Genomic DNA, 23,771 nt, shown 5'->3' with positions numbered 1-23,771 from the left:
GTGCCCCTGCCGACCCTGACGCTGTACACCCGCGCCGGGTGTCACCTGTGCGAACAGGCCGCTGCGAACCTCGGCGCGGCGGCCCTTGCGTTCACCCCGGTGGACATCGACGCCGACCCCGACCTGCGTGCCCGCTGGACCGATCACGTCCCGGTGCTGGCCTGGACGCCGCCCGGCCAGCCGGAGCAGGTGCTCGGCAAGGGTGCGTTCAGCCGCGCGCGGGCCGGGCAGATCAAACTGCACCTCATGCGGACCGCACCCGGCACCTGAAGCGCGGCACCTGACGGCACAGATGGCGTAGAACCTGACCGCGCAGCCCCTGAGGATGTCCGGGGACGCGCGTCGGCCCACCGGGACGCTATCGTGGGCACATGACTCATCCCTGTCCCCCCGCCGGAGTGCCCGCGTGAGCTGGCTCGAACGCCTCCGCGACGGGCTGTCCAAGACCCGCAAGCAGATCAACGACACCGCAGGCTTCCTGGGCACGGACGTCCGCGACGTCCTCACCAACCGCCTGGACACCATCGAGGACCTCGAGTACGCCCTGATCGCCGCCGACGTGGGCCGCGCCGCCACCGAGGAGATCCTGGAGGACATCCGCCGCAGCGAGGGCAAGAACCTCCAGGACGCGCTGATGGACGCCCTGACCCTGCAGCTCGAACCGGACTCGAAACGTGCCGAGTTCCGCAAGCTGGGCTTCAGCCCCGACGCGCGGCGCAGCAGCGTGGACCCCAGGGGCCACGTCGTCATGGTGATCGGTGTGAACGGGGTGGGGAAGACCACCACCATCGCCAAGCTCGGGCAGTACTACGTGGACCGCGGTCGCAGCGTCATGTTCGCCGCCGGGGACACCTTCCGCGCCGCCGCCGGCACGCAGCTGGGCGTCTGGGGTGACCGGCTGGGCATCCCGGTCGTGCAGGGCGTGGACGGGGGCGACCCGGCCGCCGTGGCCTTCGACGGGGCCGCTGCCCGCGCGGCGCGCGGCACGGACCTGCTGTTCGTGGACACCGCCGGGCGGCTGCACAACAAGCACAACCTGATGGAGGAACTGAAGAAGGTCCGCCGCGTGATCGAGAAGGCCGACCCGAACGAACCGGCCGAGGTCTGGCTGGTGCTGGACGCCGTGACCGGCCAGAACGGCCTGCAGCAGGCCAAGAAGTTCCACGAGGCCACCCCGCTGACCGGCGTGATCGTCACGAAACTGGACGGCACCGCCAAGGGCGGCATTCTGGTGCCGATCGTGCGGGAACTGGGCGTGCCGATCAAGTTCATCGGGGTGGGCGAGCAGCCCGGCGACCTGCAACCCTTCGACAGCCGCGAGTTCGTCCGCGCGCTGTTCGACGTGAACATCCCCCGCGAATAGACCAGATGTGGAGGCGGCCCCCAGGTGATCCGGGGGCCGCCTCGTCGCGTGGGGTCTACTGGGTGCTGCGGGGGTCCAGGACGTCGCGCAGGCCGTCGCCGAGCAGGTTGAAGCCCAGCACGGTCAGGAAGATCGCCAGACCGGGGAAGATCATGGTCCAGGGGGCGTCCAGGTAGTACTGGCGGCTGTCGCTGATCATGGTGCCCCACTCAGGCAGGGGCGGCTGCGCGCCGATGCCCAGGAAGCCCAGCGCGGCGACCTCGATGGTCGCGGTGGCGATGCTCAGCGCGCCCTGCACGATCAGCGGCGAGAGGCTGTTGGGCAGCACGTGCCGGAACACCATGCGGCCCTGCGAGGCGCCCAGCGCCCCGGCGGCGGCCACGAACTCCCGCTCGCGGATGGACAGCACCACGCCGCGCGCCAGGCGCAGGTACACCGGAATCTGTACCAGCGACACGGCCAGCATCGCGGTGACCAGCTGCGGGCTGTTCAGTGCGAACAGGCGGTCCATGCCCGCGATCAGCAGCGGCGGGTTGTCGGCGCTGAAGATGCTGGCGAAGCCGATGGCGAGCAGGATGCCGGGGAAGGCCAGCATCACGTCCGTGACGTAGCCCAGGACGCTGTCGAGCCACCCGCCGAAGTACCCGGCGAGGACGCCCAGCAGCGACCCGATCACCAGGGCCAGGATGGTGCTGACCACCCCGACCTTCAGGCTGATGCGGGTGCCGTGCAGCACGCGCGTCATGATGTCGCGCCCCAGATTGTCCGTCCCGAACGGCGCGGCGAACACGTTCACCTTCCCGCTGACGGGGTCGGTGTACGTCTGCTTCGCCTCCTCGTTCCACAGGGCCGTGACGGACGGCGGTTTCAGGCGCAGGCTGTAGCGGTTGGGTTCGTTGCGCGGATCGTAGGGTTTCAGGACGCTGGCGAACACGGCCAGCAGCACGAACGCCAGCACGATCACCGCGCCGACCTTGCCGGGCGTGCTGCGCCGGAAGCGCCGCCAGAAGATGCTGTCCTGCTTGGGAGTGGACTGCGGAACAGTCGTTGTCGTCATGGGGTCACTGTTCCTTTCAGCTGTACTGGATGCGGGGATCGAGGGACGCGTAACTGAGGTCCACGAGCAGGTTCACCACGCTGACCACCAGCGCCGCGAAGATCACGCCGCCCTGGATGATCGGGTAGTCCCGCTGGCTGATCGCGTCGTACACCCACGAGCCCAGGCCCGGCCAGGAGAAGATCGTCTCGGTCAGCACGGCGCCGCCCAGCAGCGCGCCCGCCTGCAGGCCGATCACGGTCACGACCGGCAGCAGCGCGTTGCGCAGCGCGTGCTTCATGGTCACCGTGCGGTCCGCGAGGCCCTTGGCACGCGCGGTGCGTACGTAATCCTGGTTCAGCACGTCCAGCATGGCGCTGCGCGTGATGCGCGCCACGATCGCCAGCGGAATGCTGCCCAGCGCGATGGCCGGGAGGATCAGGTGCCGCACGCCGTCCCACGCGGCGGCCACTTGACCGCGCAGCAGGGCGTCGAGCACGTTGAAACCTGTGATGGGGTCCACGTTGAATTCCGTGCCGGTGCGCCCACTGGGCGGCAGGATGCCCAGCTGCACGCCGAAGAAGTACGACAGCAGCAGGCCCAGCCAGAACACCGGCATGCTCACGCCCACCAGTGAAATCGTCGTGGCGAGGTTGTCCCAGATGCTGTTGCGACGCAGCGCCGCCAGGATCCCGGCGGGCATGCCGATCAGCAGCGCGACCAGCAGCGCCGCGATACTCAGCTCCGCCGTGGCGGGGAAGCGGGCCTTCAGGTCGTCCAGCACGGGAATGTTGCTCTTCAGGCCGGTGCCCAGGTCACCGCTGAGCAGCGCCGTCATGTACTTCGGGTACTGCGCGTCCAGCGGGTTGGCGGGGTTGAAGAACCAGGGTTTGTTCAGGCCCAGCTGCTCGCGCAGCGCGGCGGCCGCTTCGGGCGTGGCGCGCTCGCCGAGCATGGCGACGGCCGGGTCGCCGGGAATGGAACGGACGAACACGAACACGACCAGACTGATGCCCAGCATGACCAGCAGGGTGCGTGCGAGGCGGCGGATCAGGTAACTGCCCAAGGTGGATCTCCAGGGGGAACGTCAGGAGGCGAAAGGGGGAGGGCCGGAGGCGACCCGTGTGGGGCGCTGCTCCGGCCCAGGCGTCAGTCGGGCTTACTTCTTGCTGCCGACGCTGATGGTGTTGAAGGGTTCGCTGCCCAGCGGGCTGGGCGTCCAGCCCTTCACGTAGCTGCGCGCGGCGGCCAGCGGGTTGCTGTGCACCATGGGAATGCGGTACGCGGCGTTGTAGGTGATCTCGTGCAGCTGCTGGTACACCTTGGTCTTGGCGGCCTGGGTGTTCGCGGCGCGGCCCTGCTGCAGCAGCGTCTCGACGTTCGCGGGGTTCCAGTTGATGTCGTCGCTGGCGTTGCTGCCGTAGTACGCGCCGTAGAAGTTGTCCGGGTCGCCGTAGTCGCCGGTCCAGCCGATCATGTACATGTCGAAGCCGGGTTCCTTGTTGCGGTCCTGCAGGTACTTGGCCCAGTCCTCGGTCTTCAGGTTCACCTTGATGCCGATGACGCTCAGGTCCGCGGCGATGGCCTCCGCGATGGGTTTGGGCGTCGGGAAGTACGGGCGGCTGACCGGCATGTACCACAGGTCGATCGAGAAGCCGTTGGGGTACCCGGCGTCGGCCAGCATCTTCTTCGCGGCGGCGGGGTCGAACTTGTAGTCCGCCGGGACTTTCGGGCTGTTCGCCCAGGCGAGCACCGGGGGCAGGAAGCTGGCGTTGCTGACGGCCAGGCCGTTCCAGAAGGCGGCGGCGATCTCCTTCTTGTTGATGGCCATGCTGATCGCCTGACGCACCGTCTGGTTCTTCAGGTACTGGTTGCGGTTGTTCAGGCTGACGAAGCCCACGTTGAAGCTCGGGCGCTTGACCGCCACGAGGTTCCGGTCGGCCTGGATGCTCTTGAGGCTGTCGGGCGTCAGGTCGTTGGCGAAGTCGATGGTCCCGGCCTTCAGTTCGTTCAGGCGCTGGCTGGCGTCCTTGATGCTGCGGATGACCAGCTGGTCCACCTTGGCCTTTTCACCCCAGTACAGCTTGTTGGGCAGCAGGGTCACGCGGTCCCCGGTGCGCCAGCTCTGGAAGATGAAGGGGCCGGTGCCGACGGGTTTGCTGGCGGGCGTGCCGTACTTCGCGCCTTCCTTCTTGATCGCCGCAGGGCTGGCGATGCCGAAGTACCCGGCGGCGAGCACTTCCGGCAGGACGCTGGAGGGCTTGTTCAGGTCCACGCGGACGGTCGTGTCGTTCACCTTGACGATGTTCTTGATGACGGCCGTGGCGTCGCCCTTGTACCCGCCGAGCAGTTCGCCGACGATCTCGAAGGTGCGGCCCTGGTCACGGAAGCCGTAGGGGTGGCTCTTGTCCCACCAGCGGCCCAGGTTGAAGATCACGGCGTCGGCGTTCATGGGGGTGCCGTCGTGGAAGCGCACGCCCTTGCGCAGCGTGAACGTCCAGGCGGTGTTGTTCGCGTTGGCGGTCCACTTGGTGGCCAGACCGGGCTTGAGGTCGGTGGTGCCGTCCTCGAAGTCGATCAGGGTGTCGTAGATCTGACGCTGCACCAGGATGCTGATGCCGTCGGTGATGTTCCCGGATTCCAGGCTGACGGGTTCGCCGTTACCGCCGAAGACGAGGGTGGCGGCCGACGCGGCACTGAGGGTCGCGAGCAGGGCAGTCAGAAGCACTTTCTTCATGGAACCTCCGGTCCTGACCGGCATGACTGTCATGCCCCACGCGGGGGATTCATGAGAGCGGCTGGCAGGACGATGAAAAGGGAAAACGTTCGTTCAGGGTATGGGCCACCCCCTGGGGTGTCAAGCGACAAGCGCTGACCGCGCCGTCAGTTGGGGCGCTCTTCGGGACGCCCTGACCCCCGCTGCGGTCCTGCTCTCCCGGCAGGGCGCGCGGCTGGATTCCGGATCAGCTGATCGGCGTCACGAGCACGCCGATACCCTCGACCTCCACCTCGACCACGTCGCCGGGGCCGACCGGGCCGACGCCCTCGGGCGTGCCGGTCAGGACGACGTCGCCGGGTTCCAGCGTCACGAAGCGCGTCAGGTACACCAGGATGTCCACGACCGGGAAGATCATCTGCGCGGTGCGGCCGTCCTGGCGAACCACGCCGTTCACGCGGGTCTGCACGCGCACGTCGCGCGGGTCGAACTCGGTCTCCAGCCAGGGGCCCAGCGGGCAGAAGCGGTCGGCAGCCTTCGCGCGGAACCACTGCAGGTCGGTCTTCTGCCGGTCACGCGCGGTCAGGTCCAGGCCGCAGGTGTACCCGGCGACCGCCGCCAGCGCGTTCTGCGGCGTGAGGCTCCGGGCGCGCTGGCCGATCACTAGGGCCAGTTCGCCCTCGAAGTGGAAGTTGTCGGTCCAGTCGGGTTTCTGCACGCTCCCGCCGGGTTCGGCCAGCGCGTTGGGGCCTTTCAGGAAGATGCCGGGCTCGGCGGGCAGGTCGCCGGTGTCGTTGCCCAGTTCCCGGATGTGATCCAGGTAGTTGCGGCCCACGCACACGATCTTGCTCGGCTCGGCCGGGGGCAGGAGGCTGACCGCTGCGACCTCCAGCGTCTCGCCCGTGATCTCGCCGCCCATGCCGCGCGTGACCTGCACCTGCGTGCCGCTCAGGACGCCCCACTGCGCCGCGCTGTCCCCTGCCGTGAATCTGACGAGTTTCATGCGCGCAGGATACGGCCCGTGCGGGTCGGTCCTGGCCGGATCCCCGTGGTTCAGGCCAGCGGGGCGGGACGCCCGAAGTGGAAGCCCTGCAGGAACGTGCAGCCCACGTCCCGCAGCAGGTCGGCCTGCACGGCGGTCTCGACGCCCTCGGCGACGGTGGTCAGGCGCAGCGCGCGGGCCAGGGTCACGATGGCCCGCACGACCTCCAGTGCGCGGTCGCCCTGCTCGCCGCTCTCGCCGACATGCCGCACGAACGACCGGTCGATCTTCAGGTGCTGGACCGGCAGAGTGGACAGCGCCGACAGACTGGAGTACCCGGTCCCGAAGTCATCGAGGGCCAGCTGCACGCCCAGCCCCCGCAGTTCCGCGAGGACCACGCGGGAGTGCTCGGCGTTCAGCAGGGACGTCTCGGTGATCTCCAGCACCAGCCGCGAGGGGTCGATGCCGCTCTCGGCGAGGATGCCCGCCAGGCGCTGCACGTACCCCGGCTGGTCGAACTCCAGCGGGCTGACGTTCACGGACACCCGCGCCAGGCGGTCCTCGCGGATCTGCCGGGTCGCCTCGCGCAGCATGAACGCGCCCAGCTGGTGAATCTGCCCGGACCGTTCCGCCAGGGGAATGAATTCGGCGGGACTGACCAGCTGCCCGGCGCGTTGCCAGCGGACGAGCGCCTCGAACCCGACCGGACTGTAATCGTTTGCGCGGACGACCGGCTGGAAGAACGCGCGCAGCTCACCGAGTTCATGGGCGCGTTTCAGTGCCGACAGGGTCTCCAGGTCCTGCGCGCTGCGGGAGTCGTGCAGCGCGTTGAAGAACGCCCAGCCCTGACCGGTGCGCTTGGCGCGGTACATGGCGGTATCGGCGCGGGCCAGCATCTCCTCGGCGTCCACGCCGTCGTCCGGGTACAGGCTCACCCCGGTGCTGAAACTGACGCTCAATTCCCGCCCCGCCACCGTGAACGGGCGCTGCATCGCGTCCCGCAGCCGGGTCAGGACCCGCTCGACCGACCCGATGCCGCGCACGTCGGTCAGCACCAGCGCGAACTCGTCACCGCCCATGCGTGCCACGAGATCACTGCTCGACAGGACCTCCCGCAGGCGGGTCGCGACCTGCTGCAGCAGATCATCCCCGGCCTGATGACCCAGCGAATCGTTGACGTCCTTGAACCCGTCGAGGTCCAGCAGCGCCAGCGCGACCCGCTCCCCGGTCAGCGTGACCCGCTGCGTCGCCTGCCGCAGGTGCTCGCGGAACTGCGCGCGGTTCGGCAGGCCGGTCAGCGCGTCGGTCAGGGACATCCGCTTGAGCTGAACCTGCGCCGCGCGGCGTTCCAGTTCCGCACCGAGCACCTCGGCCAGCTGCGTGAGGGCCTCGATCTGCTCGGGCGTGAAGGGTCGGGGGCGGTGGTCGATCACGCACAGGGTGCCCAGCGCGTACCCGTCAGCCGTGACCACGGGCACGCCCGCGTAGGCGCGGACATTCATGGGCCCGGTGACGGTCGCGCGTTCCGCCACGCGCGGGTCGAGGTGCGTGTCCGGAATCACCAGCGGCCTGACCTGCTCGACCACCAGCGTGCAGATCGAGTCGGCCCGTGGTGAACCGTCCACGTCGGTGCCGCGGCGCGCCTTGAACCACTGCTGGTCACGGTTGATCAGGCTGAACAGAGCGACGGGCGTGCCGCACAGTGTCCGCGCGAGATCCACGATGCGATCGAAGGCCGCCTCCGGAGCGGAGCGCCACAGTCCACTCGTCTGGACGGCGTCCACGCGCCCGGCCTCGTCCCCGACCATGCCGAGTGCCTGATAGGGATTGAGGTGAGGGCGACCGTCCGTCATGCCTCAAGTGTCCATGAAGTGATCTCACACGATTCTGTCTGGCGGGACATTAATGGAATCAGTTCCACTGCGATCGGCACGGCATCCCCACTCCAGAACGGCCACCAGCTCCCCCAACCCCTCCGCCCGGTGACCGCCAGACCAGCACAAGCGATCAGCGCAGACCAACAGCGCAGGCCAGCCGCACAGATCGGAAGCACAGACCAGCCGCGCGACCGGAGGCCCCCCCGGCCACACCAGATCTGGCTGATCCATGATGAACGTGACGTGCCGACCCCGCGACCGCCCGCTGTCGCTTCGTCCCAGTGCGATTTGAAGATCGGCGCAGCAGTGGCGCAAAACGCCGTAAGGGTGAGGAGGCCACCGGGCGACGCCGCATCACTTGAGCCCCATATGATCAATGGTGCGGACAGGTTCATCTCTTCAGGGCAGACCAACGATGAGCACGCGGTGTTTCCCCCCCCCCTTGAGGGGGGAGGCTGGGAGGGGGTGAGCAGGAGCGGCGTCATAGAAGACGTTTTGCATGCCCGTCCCTGCTGGTGCATGAACAGTGTCCTCACCATTGGCTGATACGGATTCCGTTTGTTTCGTTGACCGATCGGAACGACACCGATCTGTCAAATCCACGTCCGGAGGGGTTTTTTCTCCCACTTGCATCCGCTCGGACCCAGCGGCTTCGTCAGCCATTCAATCCGAGTCCGTATGACACACACCTCCACGCACCTTCATGAAGGACAGGGGAGGGGCCGGGCGCGGACGGTCAGCCCACCCTGCGCCCGGCCCCTCCTGATGGGATTACTTCAGCAGGTTGCGGCTGATCACGACGCGCTGGATCTCGTTGGTGCCCTCGTAGATCATGTTCAGTTTCACGTCGCGCAGCAGCTTCTCGACCGGGTACTCGGCCACGTAGCCGTACCCGCCGTGAATCTGGATGCCCTCGTTCGCGGCGCTGAACGCCATCTCGCTGCAGTACGCCTTGGCGATCGCGCTCTCGAAGCCGTGCGGTTGGCCCTGATCGACCAGCCACGCGGCCTTCTGGTACATCAGGCGGCCCGTCTCGATGCCGATGGCCATCTCGGCCAGCTTGAACTGGATCGCCTGGAACTGCGCGATGGGCTTCCCGAACGCCTCGCGGTCCTTGGCGTACTTGACGCTTTCCTCCATGGCGCGCCGCGCGATCCCGACCGAGCCCGCCGCGACCGGAATGCGGGTCTTGTCCAGCGTCTTCATGGCGATCTTGAAGCCGTCACCCAGGCCGCCCAGCTGGTTCGCTTTCGGCACGCGGACGTTCTCGAACACCAGTTCGCTGGTCAGGCTGGCGCGCTGGCCCAGCTTGTGCTTGATCTTGTTGTACGAGAAGCCCGGCGCGTCCTTGGGCACGACCAGCGCGACGGTCGCCTTGTGGCCGCCCTGCTTGTCGGTGGTGGCGAACACGACCGTGACCTCGGCCAGACCGCCGTTGCTGATCCACATCTTCGTGCCGTTGATGACCCACTCGTCGCCGTCCAGCACGGCGGTGGTGCCCATCGCGGCGGCGTCGGAGCCGTTGTTCGGTTCGCTCAGCGCGAACGCGGCCAGCCCGGCCTTCTCGGTCAGAGGCGTCAGGAAGCGCTTCTGCTGCTCCTCGGTCCCGCCGATCAGGATCGGGGCTATGCCCAGTTCGCTGGCCATCAGGACGGTGTAGATGCCCATGCAGCCGTAGGCGATCTCCTCGCCGATCAGGCACTCGTCGAACATGCCCAGGCCCAGGCCGCCCGCGTGTTCGGGGATGCTGGGGTTGAGCAGGCCGACCTCGAAGGCCTTCTCGACGACCTGCCAGGGCAGTTCCTCCTTCTGGTCGTACTCGGAGGCGATCGGGATGATCTCCTTGCGGGTGAAGTCGCGGGCGAGCTGCTGCAGCTGGCGTTGTTCGTCGTTCAGGGTGAAGTCCATGGTCACTCCTCGGGGTGGGCGCGCGGCTGCGCCGGAATGGGGGGCAGAATGGGGGATTGTACTGGGTTCAATCTTATCAGGGCCGCGGCCCCCCACGCACCTGTCCCCAGCCCGGTGGCGCCCAGCCCGTCCACCCACGCTGATCATGAGCTGATCACGCCCCACCCGGTACAACACGGGCCAGAGGCGCCTCATGACCACACCCCCACCGCAGCGACCACCAGACCCACCGCCGCCCCCACACCTGGACCTCACGCTGGACCTGCGCGTCCTGAACGACGAGAACTTCGCCCCCGGCGACCATACCCGCCACGCCAGCCAGATCCGCCTGCCCCTGCGGGAGCGCCCCCACACCCACCGGCACGACCTGCGGCTGGGGGGCAGCCGCACCCTGACCATCGCCGTCCACTGCCCCCTGGACCGGCACCCTCACACCCTGCGCGTCGAGGCCACCATCCGTGAGACCCGCCCCGCCCCCGCCCGCGCCCGGCACCACGCCCGCCTCCCCCTGCGGCCCGGCCCGGCCGCCCCGCTCGACCTGCCCCTGCACCTGCCGGGCGACCCGCACCCCTACGCGCACCTGACCCTGCGCTGTACCCTGAGCCCCGCCGGACCCGACCCGGGCGGCGCCCTGCACGCCCGCGCGGGCAGCCTGGGCTGGACCCCCGGGCACCTGCAGGCCGTGCCCGGCGGGTACCAGCTGACCACCGACCACGGCACCCTGTACCACGACGGCCAGCGCCTCAGCGCCCTGCACCACCACGCCGACGCCCACTACCAAGCCCGCGGCGGCCCCGGCGGTCCCCTGGGCCTCCCCACCGGCGACGCCCTGACCAGCCCCGGGTGGACCCTCGCCTTCGCCAGGCACACCCTGCGGCACGACCGCGGCCACACCGCCCTCCTGACCCGCGCGGCCGCCGCCCACTGGCCCGCCGCCGGCGCCACCCTCGGCCTGCCGGTCGCCGACACCACCCGCCTCGACCGCCCACGCGGCCCGCTGGACGTCACGCCGTGCGAACACGGCACCCTGCTCGTCGACCCCACCCGGCCCGCCCGGATCACCCCCAGGACCCTGAGCGTCCGGCCCGCCCGCGTCACCCGCTGGCTCCAGGCGCACCTCGACCGGGCCGCCCCCGGCGCGACCTTCGGCGACCCCTGGCCCGGCCCGCCGCTGCGCTACCCGCTGACCCTGAATGCGCCCGGCGGCCCGCTGACGCTGTGCGTGCCGCTGGCCCTGAAGGTCAGCCCTGCCCCCGACGCGCGGCGCGAGGTGCACCTCGGCGCCCGGCAGGCCGGACTGATCGACCTGCCGCCCGGCACGCCCGCCCGCGCCGCCCGCCACGCCCTGCGCGCCCTGGACGACCTGCTGCGCAGGCCCCTGCAGCTGGCCGCCCTGCCCGCCGGGAACCACCTGATCGGCGCGCACGTCACCCCGGACGGCGGCCTGCACCTGGACTTCCTGCCCACCGACTGGACCTGACCGGAGGTTCCCTAACTCAGTTCGCGCAGCACGGCGGCGAGCAGCAGCACGTTCACGCACAGCAGCACGTTCGACGCGGGCACCACCCAGCCCGGCTCGAAGGTCCCCGCGCCCCGGCGGGATTTTCTGCGTTTCGCACGTCGTTTCCGGGCCATCGAGTGGCGAAGGTACCACCAGCAGGCCCGGCAGAACGGGAAAAACCATGCAAACGCCCCCGCCGGGGGCACCTGCGGCCCGTGCAGGACAGCGTCAAGCAGGCGGGGCGGGGGAGAGCATGCGCCCCCACCCGCCCCGCACAGAAGCGACCGGTTTACATGCCGAAACGCGCGTAGATGTCGTCCACGTGCCGCAGGTACCAGCCCAGGTCGAACGCCGCGTCCAGTTCCGCGTCGCTCAGGGGGCTCTCCGCGTCGGCCTTCAGCAGGTCACGCAGGCCCTCGCCGGTCTCCCAGGAGCGCAGGGCGTTGCGCTGCACGAGCGTGTAGGCGTCCTCGCGGGTCATGCCTTTCTCGTCGATCAGGGCGTGCAGCACGCGCTGGCTGAACACCAGGCCGCCCAGGTCGTTCAGGTTGCGCAGCATCCGCTCGGGGAACACCACGAGGTCACGCAGCACGCCCGTCAGGCGGCGCGTGGCGTAACTCGTCGCGGCGGTCGCGTCGGGCAGGATGACCCGCTCGGCGCTGGAATGGCTGATGTCCCGCTCGTGCCACAGCGGCACGTTCTCCAGACCCGTCAGCAGGTACCCGCGCAGCAGCCGCGCCAGTCCGGTCACGTTTTCCGTGAGGATGGGGTTTTTCTTGTGCGGCATGGAGGAACTGCCGGTCTGGCCCTTCCCGAAGGGTTCCATCGCCTCGCGCACCTCGCTGCGCTGCAGGTGGCGGATCTCCACGGCGATCTTCTCGACGGTCGTGCCGTAGATCGCCAGGGCGCTCAGCACCTCCGCGTGACGGTCGCGGGCGAGCGTCTGGTTCGTGACGGGCGCGGCCTGCCAGCCCCACGCCTGCGCGACCTCCTCCTCAATGCGTGGCGAGACGTGTGCGAACGTCCCCACCGAACCCGACAGCATGACGACCTGAATGCGCTTCCTGGCGGCGTGCAGGCGTTCCAGGTCGCGGTCCAGGGTCGCCATCCAGTTCAGGAACTTCAGGCCGAACGTCATCGGTTCGGCGTGAATGCCGTGCGTGCGGCCCACCGTCGGCGTGTGCTTGTGCGCCGCGGCCTGGATGCGGCACACCTCGCGCAGCGCCTCCACGTCCGTGATGATCACGCCCAGCGCCTCGTCCAGCACGAGGTTCTGCGCGGTATCCACCACGTCCGTGCTCGTCAGGCCGTGATGGATGAAACGCGCCTCGTCGCCGTAACGGTCCGTCAGAGCGCGGGTGAACGCCACGATGTCGTGCCGGGTCACCGCCTCGATCTGGGCGACCTTCAGCGCGAACGCCTCGTCCAGCGGGTCGGCCGCACTCTTGGCCGTCAGGGTGTCGTAGGCGGCCTGGGGCACCTCGCCGTGCCGCGCCTGCGCCTGCATGGCGGCCAGCTCCACACGCAGCCACGCGCGGTACTTGCTGGCCTCGCTCCACAGCGCCTTCATTTCCGGGGTCAGGTAACGGTCAATCACGGTTTTCCAGCGTACCACCCCCCCGCCGCCGCCCGGCGCGCGGTGTCCAGCCGGGGGCAGAGGCGCCGCCGGGCCGCCCCCCCGATTGGCGGGAGGGACGCGAAGTTTTTCGTGTTCACAGCTTTCCGTCAGCTTCGCGGCGCACACTGCCGATGTTGTCTCATACGGATTCCGTCTGTTTCGTTAACAACCCGGAACCACACCGGGTTGCCAACTCCACGCCCGGAACCCGTGTTTCTCCTGCTCGCTCCGCTCGGGTTGAAAGTTTTTGCAAACCTTTCAACCGGAGTCCGTATCAATTCACGGCGGCCCCCGCGCCGCCCCCTGCCAGAGGAGGCCCCATGAACCGCACCCTGATCGTCACCCTGACCGCCCTGACCCTGGGCACCGCAACCCTGGGCACGGCTGCCCTCGCCGAGGACGCCGCGACGACCGTCACCCTGCCCGGCACCGTCACCACCAGCGTGAAGGACGCCTGGGTCGCCTTCGCCACGGCCGGTGGGACGGCCGAACTGCTCGGCGCGGACGGTACCGTCATCGGCACCCTGAACGCCGACGGCACCGTCACCCTGACCGGCACGGCGACCCTGAGCGACGTCCGGAGCGTTCGCCTGACCCCCGCGACCGGCGAGGCCATCACCGTGAACGTCACCCGTGACCTCAGCAAACCCGGCGCGATCAAGATCGAGTTCACCGACGCCAGCGGGCGCACCCAGTCCCTGCCCCTCCCGGCGGTCGTGAATCGCCTGAAAGCCGCGCCCGGCAGTGATGACAGCGCGGACAGCGGCGAGGACAAGTCGGAGAAGCCCGACAGGGAAGACAAGGGCGAGAAGGGCGGCAAGCCCAGCACCAACCCCGGCAAGGGTAAGCCCTGACCTGACGCACGTAGAGGCGGGACGCTCCAACCGGGGCGTCCCGCCGCCGTTGCCCTGCGCTAGCCTGACCGCATGAGCCTCACGCCCGCCGACCTGCGCGCCGCCGCGCTGCGGACCCTGGCCCCCGCGACCGGCGTGCAGGCCGCGCTGAGCCGGCTGGGTTTCGTGCAGGCCGACCCGATCCGCGCGCCCGCCCGCGCGCAGGACCTCACCCTGATGGCCCGCGTGAGGGACTACCGCGCCGGGGACCTCGAACGGCTGTACCCGACGCTGGACGCCGAGGAGGACATCATTCCGAACTACGGGTTCGTGACGCGGGACGTGCAGCGCCTCCTGCACCCGCGCGAGGTGCCGCCCACCCGCGTGGAACGCGAGCATCCCGGCCTGATCGCCGACGTGCGCGCCGTCCTGCACGAGCGGGGCGAGGTCCACCCCCGCGACGTGATCGCCGCGCTGGGTGCACGGCGCGCCTCGAACTACTGGGGTGGGAAAAGTCAGGCGACCACCCGTGCCCTGGACGCCCTGCACTACCGGGGCGAGGCGCGGATCGTGCGCCGCGACGGTGGCGTACGCGTGTATGGGCTGGCCCCGCACCTGGACGCCCTGCGGGCCGACCCGCTCCCCACCCCGGACCGCCTGCGCGCGGTGGTGCGGTTGCTTGCGCGGCTGTACGGCCCGCTGCCGGAGGCCAGCCTGCGCTACCTGACCAGCCTGTCCGGCTACGGCCTGCCGCACCTGCGCGCGGACCTGCGTGGCGCGCTGCGGGACGCCCTGAAGGGCGAACTGGAGGGGGCGCGCGTGGACGGCGTGCCGTACGTCTGGGCTCCGGGCGACCACCCCGGCGACGCCCCCGCCCCGCGCGGCGTGCGGATCGTGAACCCCTTCGACCCGCTGGTGTGGGACCGCCGCCGTTTCGAGCACCTGCACGGCTGGGCGTACCGTTTCGAGGCGTACACCCCCGCCCCGAAGCGCACCATGGGGTACTACGCGCTGCCGCTGCTGCACGCGGGCCGCGCGGTCGGCTGGGCGAACCTGAGTGTCCGAGGGGACACTTTGCACGCTCAGATCGGCCTGCGGCCCGGCATGCGGCGCACCAGTGCGTTCACGGCCGCGCTGGACCGCGAACTGGACCGCCACCGCGCGTTCCTGAACGCCGCTCAGGTCGCGGTGTCGTTCGACCAGACCTGAGCGGCGCGCTCCAGCGCCTCCGCCACGCCACCCGACCCCGCCGACCTGCGGCGCAGGGTCTGCCGGGCAGTGGACAGCAGATTCAGCGCCAGCCCCGCCCGCTCCTGCGCTCGCAGTGCCGCCGGGGACAGCGGCAGGCCCGCCTGCGCCAGCGCGTCCGCGTAGACCGCCCGCAGGTCACCGCCCAGCCGGGCGCGTTCCCCGGCGTCCAGCCGGAGCGTCAGCAGGTGCGCCAAGTCCTCGCCCGGCAGGCTGGGATGCACCTGCCCGTAATCGATCAGGACCGGCGTGCCGTCCGCGCGGGACCACAGCACCTGCCCGGCGTGAATGTCGCCGTGCACCAGCGTCCAGACCGGCGCGTCCCGCAGCAGCGCCGGGAGGGCCTGCGCGGCGTCCAGCAGCGCGTCCCGCTGCGCGGCGGGCAGATCCGGCACGCCGGGCCGGTCCTGCCACCGCGCCACGCGATTCCGCTCCAGCACCTCCTGCGGGCGCCACACCCACTCGCCGCTCAGGGCCGCGCGGCCCGGCCCGGCCCAGTACGCGTGCAGGACCGCCAGCAGCCGCACCACGTCCCGCAGGCCCTCCTCCCGCGCGGCGTCGTCCGTGAAGTAGCCCCAGCCGGTCGTCGCGTCCGTCAGGTCCCGCATGAGCAGGTGCGCCAGCGGCCGATCCGCGCTGCGGGCCTCGTGCAGCAGCGGCGCGACCGGCACCGGGCAGCCCGGCGCGAGGTCGCGCAGGTAGGCCGCCTCCCGCTCCAGGCGCGCGGCGGCCCGCGCGTCCCGCCACCCGGCCGGGAGGTACTTCAGGAACAGCGGCCCACCCGGCGACGCGTAACGGGCGAAGGCCGCGCCCTCGCCCACCCACGACTCCCGCAGCCGCGCACCGGGAAACTGCGCCCGCAGCTTGCGGGGCCACACGCGGGCGTCCACCGCCACCTCGCCGGACGGGGCGCGCCACGTATCCGCGAGCAGCGCCCCCAGCCGCATCAGGTCAGCCTCATCAGGAGAGCCTCATCAGGTCAGCAGGGACACGAGGCCCAGCAGCGACCCGCCCGCCAGTGCCGCCCCCACCATGAACACGCCCAGGCAGCCCAGCGGGCCCCGGCGGCGCGCGCGGTAGTGCCCGCCGTGCCCGTAGTGGTGCCGCCCGTGGCTGTGCGAGGAGCGGCTGTGATGCCCCAGGAACCCGCCCCGGTGCCCGTGCCCGCTGCGACTGAAGGAGAACGATCCGATCGAGAATCCACTCATGCCCTGCACTACGCGGCCCGCCCGGTAAAAGTTGCGCCGTCTGAACCGGGTCCATTCAGGCGCACTGGCCTGCACGGCCTCCGGCGAGGCCGACACTCCGACGCGTATGATGGGCGCGATCATGACGGAACGGAAGTACTTCGGAACGGACGGCGTGCGCGCCGTCGCAGGCACCCACCCCCTCACGGCCAGCTGGGTCATGACCCTCGGCGCCGCTGCGGGCGAGGTGCTCAAGAGCAGCAACCCCCGCGCGACGGTCGTGATCGGCAAGGACACCCGCCAGAGCGGCGACATGCTGGAAGCCGCGCTGGCCGCCGGACTGACCAGCCGCGGCGTGAACGTCATCCACCTGGGCGTGCTGCCCACCCCCGGCGTCAGCTTCCTGACCCGCCACCTGAAGGCCGACGCGGGCGTCGTCATCAGCGCGTCGCACAACCCCTACGAGGACAACGGCATCAAGTTCTTCGGCGCGGACGGCCAGAAACTCAGCGACGCGACCGAACACGAGATCGAGGCCGCCATCGACCGCGTGCCCGACCTGACCCCCGTGACCGGCGTGGACCTGGGCGGCGTCACCAACTACTCCGAGGCCGAGCGGCTGTACGTGAACTACCTCAAGTCCCTCGCGCCGGACCTGAGCGGCCTGCGGATCGCCATGGACTGCGCCAACGGCGCCGCGTACCGCGTGGGACCCAAGGTCTTCCAGGCGGCCGGGGCGGACGTGTTCGCCGTGTACACCACCCCGGACGGCCGCAACATCAACCGCGGCTGCGGCAGCACCCACATGGACCACCTCCAGCGCATCGTGCGCGAAGGGAAGTACGACCTGGGCGTCGCCTTCGACGGGGACGCCGACCGCGCCCTGTTCGTGGACAGCCGCGGGAACGTCGTGCACGGGGACCACATGCTGCTGCTGAACGCCCGCGCGCGCGGCGAGACGGCCGTCGTGACCACCATCATGGCGAACATGGGCCTGGAGGTGAAACTGCGCGACGCGGGCATCCCGCTGGAACGCACCGCCGTCGGCGACCGCTACGTGCACGAGCGTCTGCACGGCGGCGGCCTGCACCTGGGCGGCGAGCAGAGCGGCCACATCCTCTTCCTGGACGTGTCGCCCACCGGGGACGGCGTGCTGACCGCCCTGCTGACCCTGAAGAGCATGCAGCAGCTCGGCACCACGCTGGACGCCCTGCACGACGACCTCGTGATGTTCCCGCAGACCCTCGTGAACGTCCGCGTGACCGACAAGAAAGCCATCGCCGTGGACCCCGAGGTCAGGGCCGCCGTGCAGCGCGCCGAGGACCGCCTGCACGGGAAGGGCCGCGTGAACCTGCGCCCCAGCGGCACCGAGAACCTCATCCGCGTGATGGTCGAGGGTCAGGACGAGACCGAGATCCACGAGATCGCCCGCGAACTGGCAGGCGTGGTCGAGACGCGCGGCGCCCTGACCGCCTGAACGGCCCCGGACCGGTGGGGTTCCACAGCACGCTCATGCGCCGCCGGGGTACATCTGGGACAGCGTCAGACCCGCGTCAGAGGCGCGCCCTCACAATGACCCGAGCACGCTGAACCCCCGCATCGCGCACCACCCTGAATCCAGAACCCCGCCCCGGAGGACCCCATGAAAGCCATCGCCCTGATCCTGACCCTGAGCGGCGCCGCACTGGCCGCCGCCACCACCCCCGGCCCCCTGAAACTCACCGCGAGCACCTCTGTCGTCACGAAGACCACGAAGGACGGCAAGACCACCGAGACCCTCACCGACGCGAGCAAGGTGGGCGTGCTGCCCGGCATGACCCTGGAACTCGCGCAGACCTTCGAGAACGTCAGCACCCGCGACCTGAATGGCCTGAAACTGAACATGCCGGTCGACAAGGCCGTCGCCTTCCAGACCGCGACCTGCACCGTCGCCGGGGTCACCACCCTGTACTCCGCCGACGGGAAGACCTTCGGCCCCGCGCCCCTGATGAAGACCGTGACCGTCACCGAGAACGGCAAGCAGGTGCAGAAACAGGTGGAGGTCAGACCCAGCGAGTACCGCGCCGTCCGCTGGGAGATCCCCACCCTGAAGGCCGGTGTGACCGGCCGCTGCGCCATCCGCGCCACCGTCCGCTGACCGCCGACACGAAAGCGGCCCCCCCACCACCAGGGTGCGGGGGGCCGCTTGTTCAGGCCAGCAGACCATGAAGTGGGGCGCGTCAGCCGCAGCCGACGCGCCCCAGCAAACCGGGCGGTTTAGCCCTGCTGCGCGGCCTTGGCCTTGTTGATGGCCTTGGCCAGGCGGCTCTTCTTGCGGGCCGCAGCGTTCTTGTGCAGGGTGCTGCCCTTGGCGGCCTTGTCGATCAGGCTCTCGGCGCGGGACTGCACGGCGGCCATGTCCTCGGCGCCGGTCTGGGCGGCCACCAGGGCCTTCTTGCTGAAGGTCTTGATGGTGCTCTTGCGGCTGCGGTTCAGCATGCGGCGCTTGAGGCTCTGGCGGTGACGTTTCTGGGCGGACTTGTGACGAAGGGCCATGTGGGTTCTCCTTGTTCTCCCGCCGCCTGTCCGGCGGATCGGGGCGGTTCCCATGGCGGGAACACGAGCGTCCGGGCCTCGCGGCGTCCGGCGCGCCGGGCACGTCGCCGTGCTCCGGGTCACTCACCGCGCGCGGTGGGCAACCTGCGCACTATAGCGGCCCGCCGCCCCACCCGGCAAGAGCCCACCCGGGAGCACACGCGGCGCCGCGCACCTTCACGCCCTCCGCCCCGCGTCATACTTCCCCCGTGAGAGCCCGCCGACCCCGACCCGACCTCCCGGACGCCGGGGAGGACCGCGCCCGCCCCGCGAAACCCCGCGACCCGCAGGAGGAACGCGACGCGCTGCTCGCCTACGCGTTCCGCGCGCTGGGCCAGCGGGCCCTGAGTGCCGCCGAACTGCGTACCCGCCTGGAACGCCGCAGCGACAACCCGGACCTGATCGAGGAGGTCCTGAAGCGCGTGCAGGAACTCGGGTACCAGAACGACGAGCAGGTCGCCCGCAGCGAGGGCAACCGTCGGGGCGTGGGCACCATGCGCGTCCGGCAGACCCTCAAGCGGCGCGGCGTGCAGGACGACCTGATCCAGGAGGTCGTGCAGGCCCGCGACCCCGACCGTGAGCACGCCGAGGTCCTGACCCTGCTGGAGCGCCGCTGGTCCTCTCTGGCCCGCAAGCGCGACCCGCAGGCCAGCGCGTTCGCGTTCCTCGCGCGGCGCGGGTACACCGGGAACGTCATCTGGCCCGCCCTGCGCGAGTTCATGGCGGACCGCCCGGCCGAGGAACCCGGCGACGAACCCGACTGGGAAGGCGAGGAGTGATCGGCGAGGATTGACGGGGGAGGACTGCCCCTCGGGGTTCAGGCGTTCAGGAGGCGCACCGCGCCGGGCCGGACCTCCACGTCCAGCCGCGTGACGGGCGCACCCAGGTCGCCGTCCAGATGCACCCGCATGGGCCGGTTCCAGCGGACCGTGACCTGCCGCGCCGCCGCGTGGTGCGCCAGCGGGTGCCCCAGGTGCGCGCCACGCAGCACCCGCGCCAGCAGACCCGCCAACTGCAGGCGCGTCATCGGGCCGCCCACGACGACGTTCAGCAGGCCGTCGCGCACGTCCGACTCGGGGCTGATCAGGAACCCGCCGCCGTAGCGGGTGCCGTTCATGACCGCCACGATCGCGCTGGGTCCCTCATACAGCGTTGCGCCGTCCGCGTCCACCGTCACGTCCGCCAGGGACAGGTCCTTCAGGGTCGCCACGGCGGACCACGCGTACCGCGCGAAGCCCTGCACGCTCGCCGGAACGCGGTCCATGTTCGTGGTGACGTCCGCGTCGAAGCCCATGCCCAGCCCGTTCAGCAGCGCCCGCTCGGTCACCGTCCCGTCCGCGTGTTGGGCCCGGACCCACAGGGCGTCCACGGCACGCGGCGTGAACGCCAGCCGGTCCAGCGCCTCGCCGAACGCGCCGGGCTTCAGGCCCAGCAGGCCCGCGAAGTCGTTCCCGGTGCCCAGCGGCAGGATCGCCAGGGGCCGCCCGGTCCCCACCACGGCCGGGAGGAGCGCGCCCACCGTGCCGTCCCCACCGACCGCCATCAGCGCCGTGTCTGCCGGGAGCTCCTGCACGCGCGCCAGGGCCAGCGCGGCGTTCTCCTCCTGAATCAGGGTGTGCCGCAGCCCACGCCGCTCCAGTTCCTCCCGCAGGCGCGGCCATTCCCGCGCCGCCAGCCCACCCCCCGCGTTGGGGTTCAGGACGACAGCCAGTTCCGGAAAGTCCGCCGCGCGGAGAGAAACGTCACTCACGATCCCAGCAGGATAAGGCCTGCGCCCCGCGCCACCGGCCCGCCTTGACCCGGTTCAGCCGCCGGGGCGGGTCACTTCATGTTCGGGTCGTCCTGCAATTTCCGGGCCTCCATCTGCCCGACCAGTTGCAGCCACTCGTCGTCACTCAGGTCGTCCGGGGTGCGGCCACTGACCTGGAGCAGGTCGCGCATCAGGGCCACCTCGCGGTCGGAACTGGCCTGCTCGCCCAGCCGGGCACGGATCGCGGTGTCGGAGATCATGCCGCACCCTAGCGCCCGCCCGCGCGGCGCGCCTTCACTCGCCCACCAGCGTCCCTTCACCAAAAAGAAGAGGAAGCACCGACCGGGCCCCCTCTCCAGCGCTGCCGTCCACTCAGACGATGGCGGGCTCCACGTACTCGCCGTACACGGTCTTCAGGACGTCCATCTGCTCGCCCAGCGTGCAGTACGCGTGCGCGCACTCCAGGAAGGCGGGCATGGAGTTCGCCCCGGTCACGGCGGTGTCGCGAAGGGCGTCCAGCGCGGCCTGCACGCGCTGCGGGTCACGTTCGCGGCGCACCTGCGCCAGCCGCGCCTCCTGCACCCGCTCGACCTGCGGGTCGATCAGCTGGATGGGCACCTCGACGGCGTCCTGCACGAACTCGTTCACGCCGACCACGATGCGGTCCCTGGACTCGACCTCGCGCTGGTAGCGGTAGGCGGCCTCGGCCATCTCCAGCTGGAAGAACCCGCTGTCGATCCCTGCCTCCACGCCGCCCATCATGCGGATCTGCTCGATGTAGCCCATCGCGGCCGCTTCGATGTCGTCCGTGAGTTTCTCGACGTAGTAGCTGCCCGCCAGGGGGTCCACGACGCCCGCCACGCCGGTCTCGTAGGCGATGATCTGCTGGGTGCGCAGGGCGATGGTCGCGGCTTCCTCGGTGGGCAGCGCCAGCGCCTCGTCGAAGGAGTCGGTGTGGAGGCTCTGCGTGCCGCCCAGCACCGCCGCGAGCGCCTGGATGGCGACGCGGGCGATGTTGTTCAGCGGCTGCTGCGCGGGCAGGGACACTCCGGCGGTCTGCGAGTGCGTGCGCAGCATCCAGGAGCGGGGGTTCTTCGCGCCGTAGCGGTCGCGCATCTGCCGCGCCCAGATGCGCCGCGCGGCGCGGAGCTTGGCGATCTCCTCGAAGAAGTCGTTGTGGATGTCCCAGAAGAAGCTGATGCGCGGCGCGAACTCGTCGATGTTCAAACCCCGCTCGAGCGCCTTCTCCACGTAGTGGAAGCCGTCCGCGAGGGTGAACGCGAGTTCCTGCACGCCGGTCGCCCCGGCTTCGCGGATGTGGTAGCCGGACACGCTGATGAAGTTCCACTTGGGCAGGACTTTCGGGCCCCACTCGAAGGTGTCGATGACCAGTTTCACGCTGGGGGCGGGGGGGTAGATGAATTCCTTCTGCGCGATGAATTCCTTCAGGATGTCGTTCTGGATGGTGCCGCCCACCTGCCCCAGGTCCTTGCCCTGCTTCTGCGCATTGGCGATGTACATGGCCCAGATGGCGTTCGCGGGGCTGTTGATGGTCATGGACGTCGTGACCTGCGTGGGGTCGATGCCCCGGAACAGGATTTCCATGTCCGCGAGGCTGCTGACGGCTACGCCGCACTTGCCGACCTCGCCCTTGCTGAAGGGGTGGTCGCTGTCGTAGCCCATCAGGGTGGGCAGGTCGAAGGCGGTCGAGAGGCCCGTCTGCCCGGCCTTCAGCAGCGCGTGGAAGCGTTCGTTGGTCTGCTCGGCGCTGCCGAAGCCCGCGAACATCCGCATGGTCCACAGTTTCCCGCGGTACACGCTGGGCTGCACGCCGCGCGTGTACGGGAACTCGCCGGGGTAGCCCAGGTCCCGCTCGGCGTCCCAGTCCTTCAGGTCGTCTGCGGTGTAGATGGGTTCGGGCTCCATGTCGGAGAGGTTCTTGAAGTTGTACTTGCGCTCGGGGAACTTCTGCGCGGCGGGGCTGTAGACGCTCTGCATCCACTCGTTCTTGCTTTTCATCGGGGACCTCCGGGGCGGGGGAGAGGCTGGAACAAACGCTCGTTAGGTTCCTGCCAGGATAGCAGGGCGCCCGACCCCCGGACCCCAGGTGCGGCAGCGTGCCCGCCCGGGCGGCGCTAGCGTGTCCGGCAGTGACGACCACCGACCAACTGCCGGGCACCACCGACCTGCCCACGGCCGCCGAACTGGCCGCCTTCACCCTAGAAACGCAGCACCCCGCCACGCACGGGTGGATGGACCCCGCCGCCCGCCTCGGGAACCTGACCGAGGAACACGAGTTCGACGTGCAACTCGCCACCGACCTCGACCTCGCCGCTCAGCGCGCCGAATTCCTGAATGCCGGACCCGCCGCGCCCGCCTACCTGAACGTCTGGACGCCCGTCCGCCCCGACCTGCACGCCATGCTCAGCATCCGCTTCGAGGGCCTGGACGTCACGAAACCCTTCGTGGACGTCAGTGTCACCAACCGCCCGGTCACGCACGCCGACCTCCCGGCGCTGGCGGAAGCCGCCCGCGCGTACGCCGCGTTCCACCCACCGCGCCTGCGCTTCTGGAGCGCCGCCCCCATGACCGACTGGGCGGACCTCGACCCGGACCGGCGCGTGCTGGCCGCGCCCGTGGGAAACCTGCGCGGGCACCCCGTCCCGGACGACCTGACCCTGGTCCCCACCACGACCACCGAACGCTACGCCGACGCGCAGGCCGCGTACGACGCCGTGGACGCCGCCCACCCCCACCACCCGCACGAGGCCCGCCTCCTGTCCGCCGAGGACCTGCGGGAGTGCATCGACGCCGGAACCATGTTCGACGTCCACTGGCGCGGCGAGTGGGCCGGATACGCCGGGACCCTCGCGCACCCGCAGCTGGGCCTGGACGCGCAGGTCGTGCAGGAACTCCTGCTCGCCCCACACGCACGCGGTCACGGCCTGGGCGCGGCGCTGAGCACCCTGCTCGCCCGGCACCTCCCCGAAGTTGGGCAGGTCCTCAGCGGCACCATCCACGGCCGCAACCGGGGCTCGCTGCACGCCGCCACGCGCGCCGGACGGCACGACGTGGGCGGCTGGTGGTGGGCACCGCTGCCCTGAACCGCCCCCCTGACCAGTGCAGGAGGAGGCCCCACCGGTTCAGCTGGTGGGGCCTCCTCCTGCACTCCGTGGAC

General features: G+C 70.3%; 23 protein-coding genes. 9 read left to right on the top strand and 14 right to left on the bottom strand.

The window, feature by feature from the left end; all coding sequences use genetic code 11:
* Entirely contained in the window at positions 1-270 is a 270-nt protein-coding gene (locus EXW95_RS04350; protein WP_174366425.1) for a glutaredoxin family protein, read from the top strand.
* A gap of 136 nt (positions 271-406) precedes the next feature.
* On the top strand, positions 407-1,363 hold the full coding sequence (gene ftsY / locus EXW95_RS04345; RefSeq protein WP_174366424.1) for a signal recognition particle-docking protein FtsY: 957 nt from the start codon (positions 407-409) through the stop codon (positions 1,361-1,363).
* A 55-nt stretch (positions 1,364-1,418) separates the two neighbouring features.
* On the opposite strand, the gene EXW95_RS04340 is transcribed toward ftsY, so the two are convergent.
* The 6 genes from EXW95_RS04340 to EXW95_RS04315 all read right to left on the bottom strand — a co-directional run bounded on the left by EXW95_RS04340 (position 1,419) and on the right by EXW95_RS04315 (position 9,882).
* Complete coding sequence (locus EXW95_RS04340) at positions 1,419-2,420, bottom strand: ABC transporter permease (RefSeq protein ID WP_174366423.1); 1,002 nt, start codon at positions 2,418-2,420, stop codon at positions 1,419-1,421.
* Positions 2,421-2,436: 16 nt separating this feature from the next.
* A complete protein-coding gene (locus EXW95_RS04335; RefSeq protein ID WP_174366422.1) occupies positions 2,437-3,465 on the bottom strand; it encodes an ABC transporter permease in 1,029 nt (342 codons plus the stop codon).
* Positions 3,466-3,558: 93 nt separating this feature from the next.
* Positions 3,559-5,136, bottom strand: a complete 1,578-nt coding sequence (locus EXW95_RS04330) for an ABC transporter substrate-binding protein (protein WP_174366421.1) — start codon at positions 5,134-5,136, stop codon at positions 3,559-3,561.
* Between the two features lie 226 nt (positions 5,137-5,362).
* Positions 5,363-6,118 carry a fumarylacetoacetate hydrolase family protein gene (locus EXW95_RS04325; protein WP_174366420.1) on the bottom strand — a complete coding sequence of 252 codons (756 nt, stop codon included), beginning with the start codon at positions 6,116-6,118 and terminating at the stop codon, positions 5,363-5,365.
* Positions 6,119-6,168: 50 nt separating this feature from the next.
* On the bottom strand, positions 6,169-7,950 hold the full coding sequence (locus tag EXW95_RS04320; RefSeq protein ID WP_254605493.1) for a bifunctional diguanylate cyclase/phosphodiesterase: 1,782 nt from the start codon (positions 7,948-7,950) through the stop codon (positions 6,169-6,171).
* 795 nt (positions 7,951-8,745) lie between these two features.
* Positions 8,746-9,882 carry an acyl-CoA dehydrogenase family protein gene (locus EXW95_RS04315; protein WP_174366419.1) on the bottom strand — a complete coding sequence of 379 codons (1,137 nt, stop codon included), beginning with the start codon at positions 9,880-9,882 and terminating at the stop codon, positions 8,746-8,748.
* Between the two features lie 193 nt (positions 9,883-10,075).
* Here EXW95_RS04315 and EXW95_RS04310 point away from each other — a divergent pair, with 193 nt between their 5' ends.
* Positions 10,076-11,362: a hypothetical protein gene (locus tag EXW95_RS04310; RefSeq protein ID WP_174366418.1), complete on the top strand. Its 1,287-nt coding sequence runs from the start codon at positions 10,076-10,078 to the stop codon at positions 11,360-11,362.
* 11 nt (positions 11,363-11,373) lie between these two features.
* Here EXW95_RS04310 and EXW95_RS04305 read toward each other — a convergent pair whose 3' ends face one another.
* Together EXW95_RS04305 and purB are read right to left on the bottom strand one after the other, a co-directional pair.
* Positions 11,374-11,517: a hypothetical protein gene (locus EXW95_RS04305; protein WP_174366417.1), complete on the bottom strand. Its 144-nt coding sequence runs from the start codon at positions 11,515-11,517 to the stop codon at positions 11,374-11,376.
* Positions 11,518-11,672: 155 nt separating this feature from the next.
* A complete protein-coding gene (gene purB / locus EXW95_RS04300) occupies positions 11,673-12,980 on the bottom strand; it encodes an adenylosuccinate lyase (protein WP_174366416.1) in 1,308 nt (435 codons plus the stop codon).
* Positions 12,981-13,321: 341 nt separating this feature from the next.
* Here purB and EXW95_RS04295 point away from each other — a divergent pair, with 341 nt between their 5' ends.
* Together EXW95_RS04295 and EXW95_RS04290 are read left to right on the top strand one after the other, a co-directional pair.
* The gene (locus EXW95_RS04295) at positions 13,322-13,855 is read left to right on the top strand and encodes a hypothetical protein (RefSeq protein WP_174366415.1); all 534 of its coding nucleotides are present in this window, start codon (positions 13,322-13,324) and stop codon (positions 13,853-13,855) included.
* A 72-nt stretch (positions 13,856-13,927) separates the two neighbouring features.
* The gene (locus EXW95_RS04290) at positions 13,928-15,043 is read left to right on the top strand and encodes a DNA glycosylase AlkZ-like family protein (RefSeq protein ID WP_174366414.1); all 1,116 of its coding nucleotides are present in this window, start codon (positions 13,928-13,930) and stop codon (positions 15,041-15,043) included.
* Here the strand turns inward: EXW95_RS04290 and EXW95_RS04285 are convergent.
* Positions 15,013-16,029, bottom strand: coding sequence for a phosphotransferase family protein (locus tag EXW95_RS04285; RefSeq protein ID WP_174366413.1), 1,017 nt, complete (start codon positions 16,027-16,029; stop codon positions 15,013-15,015). The two genes, EXW95_RS04290 and EXW95_RS04285, sit on opposite strands and share 31 nt — an antisense overlap.
* Positions 16,030-16,056: 27 nt before the next feature.
* Positions 16,057-16,290 carry a hypothetical protein gene (locus tag EXW95_RS04280; RefSeq protein ID WP_058976841.1) on the bottom strand — a complete coding sequence of 78 codons (234 nt, stop codon included), beginning with the start codon at positions 16,288-16,290 and terminating at the stop codon, positions 16,057-16,059.
* A gap of 121 nt (positions 16,291-16,411) precedes the next feature.
* Here EXW95_RS04280 and glmM point away from each other — a divergent pair, with 121 nt between their 5' ends.
* Both glmM and EXW95_RS04270 read left to right on the top strand, forming a co-directional pair.
* A complete protein-coding gene (gene glmM, locus EXW95_RS04275) occupies positions 16,412-17,746 on the top strand; it encodes a phosphoglucosamine mutase (protein WP_174366412.1) in 1,335 nt (444 codons plus the stop codon).
* Positions 17,747-17,911: 165 nt separating this feature from the next.
* The gene (locus tag EXW95_RS04270) at positions 17,912-18,406 is read left to right on the top strand and encodes a hypothetical protein (RefSeq protein WP_174366411.1); all 495 of its coding nucleotides are present in this window, start codon (positions 17,912-17,914) and stop codon (positions 18,404-18,406) included.
* A gap of 119 nt (positions 18,407-18,525) precedes the next feature.
* Here EXW95_RS04270 and rpsT read toward each other — a convergent pair whose 3' ends face one another.
* The gene (gene rpsT / locus EXW95_RS04265) at positions 18,526-18,804 is read right to left on the bottom strand and encodes a 30S ribosomal protein S20 (protein ID WP_174366410.1); all 279 of its coding nucleotides are present in this window, start codon (positions 18,802-18,804) and stop codon (positions 18,526-18,528) included.
* 248 nt (positions 18,805-19,052) lie between these two features.
* On the opposite strand from rpsT, the gene EXW95_RS04260 reads away from it, so the two are divergent.
* A complete protein-coding gene (locus EXW95_RS04260; RefSeq protein WP_174366409.1) occupies positions 19,053-19,622 on the top strand; it encodes a RecX family transcriptional regulator in 570 nt (189 codons plus the stop codon).
* Positions 19,623-19,660: 38 nt separating this feature from the next.
* Here EXW95_RS04260 and EXW95_RS04255 read toward each other — a convergent pair whose 3' ends face one another.
* From EXW95_RS04255 to EXW95_RS04245, 3 genes are all read right to left on the bottom strand, one after another.
* Positions 19,661-20,593 (bottom strand): diacylglycerol kinase family protein, encoded by a 933-nt coding sequence (locus EXW95_RS04255; RefSeq protein WP_371809903.1) that lies wholly within the window; start codon positions 20,591-20,593, stop codon positions 19,661-19,663.
* Between the two features lie 71 nt (positions 20,594-20,664).
* Positions 20,665-20,853, bottom strand: a complete 189-nt coding sequence (locus EXW95_RS04250; protein ID WP_174366408.1) for a hypothetical protein — start codon at positions 20,851-20,853, stop codon at positions 20,665-20,667.
* A 112-nt stretch (positions 20,854-20,965) separates the two neighbouring features.
* Entirely contained in the window at positions 20,966-22,612 is a 1,647-nt protein-coding gene (locus EXW95_RS04245) for a methylmalonyl-CoA mutase family protein (protein ID WP_174366407.1), read from the bottom strand.
* Between the two features lie 131 nt (positions 22,613-22,743).
* Between EXW95_RS04245 and EXW95_RS04240 the strand changes: the two genes are divergently transcribed.
* A complete protein-coding gene (locus tag EXW95_RS04240) occupies positions 22,744-23,697 on the top strand; it encodes a hypothetical protein (RefSeq protein WP_217449166.1) in 954 nt (317 codons plus the stop codon).
* The last annotated feature ends 74 nt before the right edge of the window (positions 23,698-23,771 follow it).

Source organism: Deinococcus sp. JMULE3, assembly GCF_013337115.1.
Taxonomy (GTDB): Bacteria; Deinococcota; Deinococci; order Deinococcales; family Deinococcaceae; genus Deinococcus.
This window is presented reverse-complemented; position numbering and strand designations above follow the sequence as displayed.